Source organism: Actinoallomurus sp. NPDC050550 (assembly GCF_040655075.1).
Lineage (GTDB): Bacteria > Actinomycetota > Actinomycetes > Streptosporangiales > Streptosporangiaceae > Actinoallomurus.
The window spans coordinates 26982-35846 of record NZ_JBFAJC010000087.1 but is presented as its reverse complement, the minus strand read 5'-3'; the positions used below and the strand labels follow the sequence as shown (position 1 = coordinate 35846).

The window sequence follows — 8865 nt, the reverse complement described above, 5'->3', positions numbered from 1 at the left end:
TGCAGACCCGGACGGGCCGGCCGCCGGTCGCCTTCTGGATGAGGTCGAGGTGCTCGACGCAGTCGACCATGACGGTCACCGTGGACGCGGCGTGGCCGGCTCGTACGGCCGTGGGGCCGCTCGCGGGCCCGCAACGGCGCCGGGGGCCTCCTCACCACCGCCCGCGACCTCATCGCTTTCTCCCGCCACGTGCTGGCCGAGCCGCACGGCATGTGGGAGCCCCTCGCCGACGCCTCCCGACCAGGCGAGCACGTCGGCACCGGCTGGTGGATCCGCGATCTGCCCGGAGGGAGGCGGGCGGTCGGGCACCCCGGCCAGACCGTGGGCTACACGGCGCGCCTGACGATCCTCCCCGACAGCGGGCGCGCGTTCGTGATCCTGGCCAACTCCGAGGCCGCCGGGGCCGCCCTCGCGAAGATCACCGAGGAGGCGCTCGGGCTCCCGGCCCGGGACGAGCCGGCGGAATACGTCCCGGCGCCCGACGTCCGTGACCATCTCGGCGTCTACACCGACGGCACGGAGGACGTACGGGTCGACGGGAACGGTGACGGCGTCGTGCTGTCCGGCGACGAGACGGGCCGGATCCGCTTCACCGGCCCCGACGAGGGCCGCGACGAGGGCGGCATGCCCGTCCGCTTCGTCCGCGCCGACGGCGAGGTCACCTGGCTCCGCCTCGGCGACCGCGTCCTCCGCCGCCACCCCCTCTGAGGAAAGGGTGATCAGGCGACCGTGCCGGTCGCGCGGAGGGCGGCGATCTCCTCGTCGGTCAGGCCGAGTTCGGTCAGGGCGGCGTCGGTGTGCTCGCCGGGCCGTACGGGCGGGCGCGGCGTCTCCGCCTCGGTGCGGCTGAAGCGCGGTGCCGGGGCCGGCTGGGTCAGCCCGCCGAGCTCCACGAAGCCGGCGCGGGCCTGGTTGTGCGGGTGGGCGGGCGCCTCGCCGAGGCCGAGCACCGGCGCGACGCAGGCGTCGGTGCCGTCGAAGATCGCGGTCCACTCGTCGCGGGTGCGCTGCTTGAAGATCTCGGTGAAGCGGGCGCGCAGTTCGGGCCAGCGCTCCGGGTCGAGCTGGGCGGGCAGGTCCTCGCCCTCCAGGCCGAGGCCGCGCAGCAGGGCGGCGTAGAACTGGGGCTCGAGGGCGCCGACGCTCATGTACCGGCCGTCGGCCGTCTCGTACGTGTCGTAGAACGGCGCGCCGCCGTCGAGGAGGTTCGCGCCACGCTCGTCGCGCCAGAGTCCCTGGCCGCGCATGCCGTGGATGAACGAGGTCAGCAGGGAGGCGCCGTCGACCATCGCGGCGTCGACGACCTGTCCCCGGCCGGACCGCGACCGCTCGTACAGCGCGGCGAGGACGCCGAGCGCGAGGAGCATTCCGCCGCCGCCGAAGTCGCCGATGAGGTTGAGCGGTGGGACGGGCCGCTCGCCGGCGTGGCCGATCGGGTCGAGCGCGCCCGCGATGGCGATGTAGTTGATGTCATGTCCGGCCATCGCGGACATGGGGCCCTCCTGGCCCCAGCCGGTCATCCGGCCGTACACCAGGCCCGGGTTGCGTTCGAGGCAGGTGTCGGGGCCGAAGCCGAGGCGTTCGGTGACGCCGGGGCGGAAGCCCTCGACGAGGACGTCGGCCGACTCGATGAGACGCAGGAGCACCTCGACGCCGGCCGGATCCTTGAGGTTCAGGCCGATGGAACGGCGGCCACGGCTCAGCGGATCCGCGGTCGCCTCGCCGCCGACGAGCGTCGCCGCGCCGGCAACGCTGGACGGACGGTCGACGCGGAGCACGTCGGCACCCAGATCGGACAGCACCATGCAGCCGAACGGCGCAGGTGCCAGGCTCGCGATCTCGATGACGCGAACACCGTGCAGTGGTCCCATGGTCACCTCTCAGGTCGGCGCTGCGGCTCACTCTAGAACTTCGTTCTAGAGTGCCGCGCGGCGACCTCCGGGGTCCGGGCGTGGAATGAAGCCCGGACCGCGACGACGATGGGGACCAAGGGGACGTGGGGCGTGGCGCGAGAGGGCCTCGCGCCGACAGGGTTACAGTGCGTTGACGAACCTCGACAAGGAGTTGCCCGCCGACATCAGCCCGCCGAGTGCGTTGTGCACCACGTGGGCCGCGCTATTGGGGGAATTCAGCAGGTAGAAGATGACAAAGGCTATAAGTGCCCAGGTCAGGTACTTCTTCATTGGCGCTCCCGCCTCCCATCGAACGCCGCTATTGTCGCCCATCTGTGGCGCGGACGGCAGTCATTCGTTGTCCTGTTGTTCCACCGGCCGGGTCGCCCCACTGGCGACCGCCCTCGCGGCCGTACGTCTCCTCCAGTTGAGTATCACCGCTTCCCTGTGTTCTGTCGCGTGTCAACTCTGACACACATACGTACGTCGGGACGACCGGAAGCCCGGACCTTTTGCCGCGTTCCATTCGGTGAATCGGACGTACCGGGCATGGCCCTCTCCAGGTCCCACCCATCGACCGGGTCGTCCGAGTGCCGACCAGGGAGGAAGCCGTACGGCCAGGTGACCACGCGCCGACGATTCTCTCGTCACGCCGGTCCTTCCGTGGAAGACATGAAGCGGTTCGCCGGGAGGGCGTGCCCGTCCCGGAGTGCCTCTCCACCGGCGTGACGCTCGCCACATGCGCCGTACACCCGGAGGTGACGGAATGCATAGGGAGCCCCCCGTTGGGTAGTTGATCGGGTGCTGTGGCATGGCTCAGGGGCGCCGTGTCCGGGGGAACAGCCAGTGCGACACAGAGACCAGACGATCCGGCAGCGCGCCACCGTCATCGCGATGACGGTGACGGGGATCGTCGCCGTGCTGGTCTACGTCGGGCTGCTGGCCTTCGTCCAGTACCGGGTGGCGAGCAGCCTCACGAGCGAGCTGACGTTCACGACCCGGCAGATCGCGGCGCTCGCCCGTGCCGGGCAGCTCACGAACCCGGTCATCACGGGTGAACATCAGCTGGTCCAGGTCCAGAACGACCAGGGCCAGGTCGTCGCCGCCACGAGGAGTGTCTCCGGGCTGCCCGCGCTGCACGCGCGGCGGCCCCCGGACGGGGGGCGCATCGAGCAGCGCGTGTGCGTCGACCCGCGGCACTGCCTCACGGTCGTCTCCCAGCGGGTGCCCGGCCCCGGGCAGGCGGTCACGATCCACTCGATCGCGCCGGAGCCCGGACTGTTCCCGCGCCCCGGCCTGGCGGTCCTCCTGGCGCTCGGCATCCCGGTCAGCATCGGTGCGGGCGGCGTCTGGCGGTGGTGGGCCGCCGGGCGGCGGTTGCGGCCGGTCGAGGCGCTGCGCGACGAACTCGACGCGATCAACGTGGCGGACCTGAGACGCCGGGTGTCGCTGCCGCCGCGCCGGGACGAGTTCTACTGGCTGGCGATGGCCGTCAACGCGACCCTCGACCGGTTGGAGTCGGCCGTGGAACAGCAGCGCCGCCTGGTCTCCGACGTCTCCCACGACCTGCGCAGCCCGATCGCCGGCCTGCGCGCCGAACTGGAGATCGCGCTGCTCGACCCGGAGGGCACCGACCTGCGGGAGGCGCTCGCCAGAACGCTCCAGAACACCGAACGCCTGCAGAACATCGTCACCGAACTGCTCGCGCTGGCCCGCCGCGACGCGGGCCTGCCGAGCCGCAACGGCCCCGTCGACCTCGGCGACCTGGCCGAACGCGAGGTACGCCGCGTTCCCCGGCGGATCACCGCGAAGGTGATCGCCGAACCCGGAGTGGTGGTCCGGGCGAACCGGCTGGACATCAGCCGGGTGCTCACCAACCTGCTGGACAACGCCGCCCGGCACGCCGAGTCGGAGGTCACCGTCACCGTACGGCGGGGGAACGGCGAGGCCGTCCTCGAGGTCTGCAACGACGGCAAGCAGATCGCCCCGGCCGACCAGGAACGGATCTTCGAGCGGTTCACCCGGCTGCCCGACGCCCGGCAGCGCGACCCCGGCGGCAGCGGTCTCGGGCTGGCCATCTCCCGGGAGATCGCCAACGCGCACGGCGGCAATATCATCCTCGGCGACTGCGACAAGGGCGCCTGCTTCGTGCTCACCCTTCCGCTGCTGACAGAGTTATCCCCATGAGTGCTGTGGTCTTCGATCTCGATGGGGTGCTCGTCGACTCCGAACCGGTGTGGGAAGAGGTCCGGCGGGCGTTCGTCGCCGACCACGGCGGGCAGTGGCAGCCCGACACCCAGCAGCGGCTGATGGGCATGAGCACGTCCGAGTGGGCCGCGTACCTGAGCGGCGAACTCGGCGTCCGGCTCCCGGCCGACGAGGTCGCCAGCGGTGTCGTGGCGCACATGGCCCGCCGGTACGAGGACGACGGCGTCCCGCTGATGCTCGGGGCGGTCGACGCGGTACGCCGGCTCGCGGCACGCTGGCCCCTCGGACTGGCCAGTTCCTCACCGCGCGTGCTGATCGACGTCGTCCTCGACCGCACGGGGCTGACGGCGTCGTTCACAGCGACCGTGTCGACGGAGGAGGTGGCCCGCGGCAAGCCGGAGCCCGACGGGTACCTCCTGGCCGCGGAGCGGCTCGGCGTGGACCCGGCCGGCTGCGCCGCCGTGGAGGATTCCAGCAACGGCCTGCGGTCCGCGCACGCCGCCGGGATGCGCGTGATCGCCGTGCCACATCCCCGCTACCCGCCCGCCCCGGACGCCCTCGCGCTCGCCACGTACGTCGCCGAGGACCTGGAGGATCTCACCGCCGAGCGCGTCGCGGCCGCGCTGGACACCCCCGGCCGCTCCTGACCGCCGCTCGCGTACCCGACTCGGCGAGCAGCTCGCTCGCGAATCGGGTCGCCCGCTCCTGACCCACCCCCGGTCAGGTCGGCCCGGCGGTCCAGGCGGTGAGGCCCTCCGGGGTGAGGAAGGCGTCGAAGGCCAGTTCCGAGGCGCCGATGAGGATCGCGTCCGTGCCGAGCGTGGTGGGCAGGACCGGCGGTGGCTGGTCACGGCGGAAGGCCATCAAACCGTCGTGGTAGGCGTCCGCGAACGTCTCCGCCGCCTGCGCGTGGAGTCGCGTCCCCAGGCCGGACAGCGTCACCCGCTGCGGGTCGAGCGCGTTGACGAGCGCGGCCGTCCCCGTCCCGAAGGCGCGGGCGACCTCGTCCAGCGCGGCGGCGGCGCCGGGATCGCCGTCGGCGGCACGGGTCAGGATCCGCGCGGCGTCGGCCCGGCCGCGTCCCGGCTCGAGGCGGGCGCCCGTCGCCCGCAGCAGGGCGGTCGCGCCGACCTGGAGCGCCCAGCAGCCGGTGGTGCCGCAGTCGCAGCGCAGGCCGGATCCGAGCAGCGGCATGTGGCCGAACTCTCCGGCGGTGCCCCGCGCGCCGTGCAGGGGATCTCCGTCGACGAGCAGCGCGCCGCCGAGGTCGAAGTCCACGTGTAGGTGCAGGCCGATGGCGGTGCCGTGCAGCGCGCCGCGCCGTGCCTCGGCCAGGCCGGCGAGGGTGGCGTCGTTGCCGATCAGGACCGGCAGCGCGCCGGCGCGCAGGATGTCGGCCGCCGGGACGTCGCGCCAGGACAGGTGCGGGATGTCGACGACGCGGCCGTCGCGGATGGGGCCGGGTATCGCGACGCCGACGCCCACCACCCGTGGCCCGAGGTCGGCCAGCTGCCGGTCGATCGCCGCGGCCAGCCCGCCCAGCACGGCCTCCGGCGGATAGACGGGATGCGGCCGTTCCTCCCGTACGGCGAGGGCGCCTCCGAGCTCCGCGGTGGCGATCGTCCAGCCGTCCTCGCGCAGGTCGACGGCGAGGGCCAGCGGCCCGTCGGGATGGGGGCCGAGGATGGCGGTCGGGCGGCCCCGGGCCCGCTGCGGCGCCGGCCGCTCCTGGGCCAGTCGTGCGTCGGTGAGGTCGGCCACCAGGACGGCGGCCGTCCCGCGCGCGAGCCCGAGGTCGCGGGTCAGCTCCGAGCGCGTGGCCTCGCCACCTCGATCGTGCGCGGCCCGCAGTAGGCGCAGGAGGTTGTGGAGGCGGAGTTCGCCGCTGGTCGTCGCTCCGGTCACCGCACGCACCCATCGATTGTGGCAGCCGGCCGTCCTCCATTATGTTCTAGCCAAGAGCAAATTAGGAGGATCCGTGATCGATCCCGTGGCCAGGCGCGCCCGCGTCGGCGTCTTCTCCTACTTCGGCCTGTGCGGCACGACCGTGGGCATCTGGGCCGCGAGCCTGCCCGCCCTCGCCGACCGGCTCGACCTGAGCGCCGGACGGACCGGCACCGCGCTCCTCGTGGTCTCCCTCACGGCACTCGTGTCGATGCAGTTCGCGGGCCGGATGTCCGACCGCTGGTCGAGCCGTCGGCTCACCTGGGCGGCCGGCCCCCTCCACGCGTTCCTCCTGCTCGGGCCGGCGCTCGCGGGCTCCTTTCCGGCGCTCATCGTCGGCGCGGTCATCTTCGGGATCGGCTTCGGACTGCTCGAAGTCGGCATGAACGCGCACGCCGTCGAGGTCGAGGTCCGCTACGACCGGCCGATCATGTCGGCGTTCCACGGCATGTGGAGTCTCGGCGGTGCGGCCGGCGGCCTCGTCACGTCGGCCGCGCTGCGCGCCGGCCTCGGTGTCGAGACGCTCCTCGTCGGGACCGCGCTCACCATGACGGTGTTGTTCCTGCTTCCCGCCCGTTTGCTCCTTCCCGGAGGCGGCGCCGCACCGTCTCGCGAGCCGGCCGCCGCTCCGAGGCGCGGCCGTATCTCGGGGACGATCGTGCTGCTGGGCGCGGTGATGCTCGCGGGCGCGATCTGCGAGGGCGGCGCGATGGACTGGGCGGCGATGCACGCCCGCCGGGTGCTCGGCGCGTCGGCCGACCTCGCGCCCCTGTCGTTCACGGTCTTCTCGGTCGCCATGACCACCGTACGGCTCCTCGGCGACCGGCTGCGGGGCCGGCTCGGGGCGGGTCACACGCTCCGCCTGGCGGGCGCCCTGGCCGCCGTCGGCTACGCGTTCGTGTTCGTCGCCCCATCGGCCGGTGCCGCCGCGATGGGGTGCGCGTGGGCGGGATGGGTCCTCGTCGGCGTCGGCCTGGCGACGATCGTGCCGGTGGTCTTCAGCACGGCAGGGGCGGACCCGGACACGGCGGGACGGACGATCGCGTTGCTGACCAGCTTCGGCTACGGCGGACTGCTGGCCGGGCCGGCGGTCATCGGTCACCTGGCCGAGGCGACCTCACTGCGGACCGCGCTGGCCCTTCCCGGCGTGCTCGCCGTCTTCGTCGCGCTGGCGGGCCCTCCGGCCGCCGCGGCCCTCACCGCCCGGCGTACGCCCACATCCGAGCCCGCAGCCCTCGAGAGCACGTCATAAGGGTCGTCGCGGGAGTCAGGCCGGGGCGCGCCACATGGGCCGGACGGGCGGGGCACCGGGAATGTCGGCGAACGCGCGCCCCGGCACGGCGGACAGATCGTCGACGTCGTCTTCGGTCACCCTCCGGAGGGTGACCATGGACCCAGTGTTTCGTGCGACCATCGAGTCGTGAAGATCCTGATACGGGTGGTCATCACCGCAGTTGCGCTGTGGGTGGCCACGTTGATTGTCCACGGCATCGACGTGACGGCGGCGACGACTCCGCGCAAGGTGGGCACGCTGGTCGCCGTGGCCGTCGTCTTCGGCCTGATCAACGGCTTCCTCAAGCCGATCGTCAAAACGCTCGGGTGTCTGTTCTACGTGCTCACGCTCGGGCTGTTCGCGCTGGTCGTGAACGGCCTGCTGCTGTGGCTGGCGAGCTGGAGCGCCGGGAAGCTGCACCTGCCGTTCCACGTGTCCGGCTTCTGGGCGGCGTTCTGGGGAGCGATCGTCGTCGGCCTGGTGAGCTGGCTGCTCAACCTCTTCGTCCACGACGACGAGGACTGACCGCGCCCTCCGCGCTCACGGGGTCAGGCCGGCGTCCTTGAGGTGCTCGGTGTCGTTGAACGTGACGAGGCGGAGCTCCCCCTCCTCGCGGGCCCAGATGGTGAGCGAGCAGTTGGCCACCAGGGTGCGTTCCACATCGAGGAGCTCTTCTTCGGACAGGCGCTCGACGATGTAGCGCGTCAGGACGACGATCGCGTCGTGCGCGACGACGAGGACGCGGCCGCCGGGGTGCTCGCGTTCCACGTCGGCGAGGACGCTGCGCAGCCGCAGCGCCACGTCGGCCCAGGACTCACCGGTGGGCGGCCGGTAGTAGAACTTCCCGAGCCTGCGCTTGCGCTCGACCTCCTCCGGATAGCGGGCCTCGATGCCGCGCTGCGTGAGCAGGTACAGGACGCCGACCTCGCGGTCGCGCAGGCGTTCGTCCAGGACGATCGGCGGGGCATCGGGGAGCTGATCGAGGGCGAGGCGTGCGGTCTCCCGCGCCCGGAGGTACGGCGAGGACAGCACGACCGTGGGGCGCTCGTCCCGGGGTAGTGCGGCCAGCCGGCGGCCGAGCGCCGTTGCCTGTTCCCGGCCGAGGCGGGACAGGGGGACGTCCGCGTCGCGCAGCGCGAGGTCGACCGCATGGAGCCCGTTGGCCTCGGCCTCCTGCCCGGCAACGTTGGCCGTGCTCTCGCCATGCCGGGCCATCGCCAGCCACTCGATTGATCTCACAGCATTGTGACCTTACCCGTCCACCTCACGGCATGGGACAGGCCTGTCCGGGTGCTTCGGCGAACCGGCCACGCGCGGCCGATGACGGCGTACGCGGGCGCTGCGTTTCACCCGCCGGAGTCACTGTCTGTTGCTATTGCGGTTCAAAAAGTGATGCAACAACTAAATAGGGACTTTCTGTGGCAAAAGATGACCAAAGTGATTCAGTGGGGTAGGCTCGCCGCTGTTTCGGTCGTCCCGGGAGGACTATCAGTCGTATCAGTGGCCCATCGGGTGAGCAGGTTCACCTTTGGTTCGCGCTGAGACCGT

General features: G+C 72.2%; 8 protein-coding genes and 1 pseudogene. 5 read left to right on the top strand and 4 right to left on the bottom strand.

What is annotated here, in order from left to right:
* Window positions 1-108: 108 nt before the first annotated feature.
* Window positions 109-708: pseudogene (locus tag AB0I04_RS52130) on the top strand (serine hydrolase); the annotation flags it as partial.
* An 11-nt stretch (window positions 709-719) separates the two neighbouring features.
* Here AB0I04_RS52130 and AB0I04_RS52125 read toward each other — a convergent pair.
* Both AB0I04_RS52125 and AB0I04_RS52120 read right to left on the bottom strand, forming a co-directional pair.
* Window positions 720-1871: a CaiB/BaiF CoA-transferase family protein gene (locus AB0I04_RS52125; RefSeq protein WP_360903424.1), complete on the bottom strand. Its 1152-nt coding sequence runs from the start codon at window positions 1869-1871 to the stop codon at window positions 720-722.
* A gap of 162 nt (window positions 1872-2033) precedes the next feature.
* Window positions 2034-2183 carry a hypothetical protein gene (locus tag AB0I04_RS52120; RefSeq protein WP_360903421.1) on the bottom strand — a complete coding sequence of 50 codons (150 nt, stop codon included), beginning with the start codon at window positions 2181-2183 and terminating at the stop codon, window positions 2034-2036.
* A 555-nt stretch (window positions 2184-2738) separates the two neighbouring features.
* Between AB0I04_RS52120 and AB0I04_RS52115 the strand changes: the two genes are divergently transcribed.
* Together AB0I04_RS52115 and AB0I04_RS52110 are read left to right on the top strand one after the other, a co-directional pair.
* Window positions 2739-4079: a HAMP domain-containing sensor histidine kinase gene (locus AB0I04_RS52115; RefSeq protein ID WP_360903418.1), complete on the top strand. Its 1341-nt coding sequence runs from the start codon at window positions 2739-2741 to the stop codon at window positions 4077-4079.
* The gene (locus AB0I04_RS52110) at window positions 4076-4747 is read left to right on the top strand and encodes an HAD family phosphatase (RefSeq protein ID WP_360903415.1); all 672 of its coding nucleotides are present in this window, start codon (window positions 4076-4078) and stop codon (window positions 4745-4747) included. The genes AB0I04_RS52115 and AB0I04_RS52110 overlap by 4 nt, the downstream gene beginning before the upstream one ends.
* Before the next feature lie 73 nt (window positions 4748-4820).
* On the opposite strand, the gene AB0I04_RS52105 is transcribed toward AB0I04_RS52110, so the two are convergent.
* A complete protein-coding gene (locus tag AB0I04_RS52105) occupies window positions 4821-6014 on the bottom strand; it encodes an ROK family protein (RefSeq protein WP_360903412.1) in 1194 nt (397 codons plus the stop codon).
* Window positions 6015-6078: 64 nt separating this feature from the next.
* Here AB0I04_RS52105 and AB0I04_RS52100 point away from each other — a divergent pair, with 64 nt between their 5' ends.
* Together AB0I04_RS52100 and AB0I04_RS52095 are read left to right on the top strand one after the other, a co-directional pair.
* Entirely contained in the window at window positions 6079-7296 is a 1218-nt protein-coding gene (locus AB0I04_RS52100; RefSeq protein ID WP_360903409.1) for an MFS transporter, read from the top strand.
* A gap of 168 nt (window positions 7297-7464) precedes the next feature.
* A complete protein-coding gene (locus AB0I04_RS52095) occupies window positions 7465-7842 on the top strand; it encodes a phage holin family protein (RefSeq protein ID WP_360903406.1) in 378 nt (125 codons plus the stop codon).
* Between the two features lie 15 nt (window positions 7843-7857).
* Here the strand turns inward: AB0I04_RS52095 and AB0I04_RS52090 are convergent, their stop codons facing one another.
* Complete coding sequence (locus AB0I04_RS52090) at window positions 7858-8556, bottom strand: histidine phosphatase family protein (protein ID WP_360903403.1); 699 nt, start codon at window positions 8554-8556, stop codon at window positions 7858-7860.
* Between the last annotated feature and the right edge of the window lie 309 nt (window positions 8557-8865).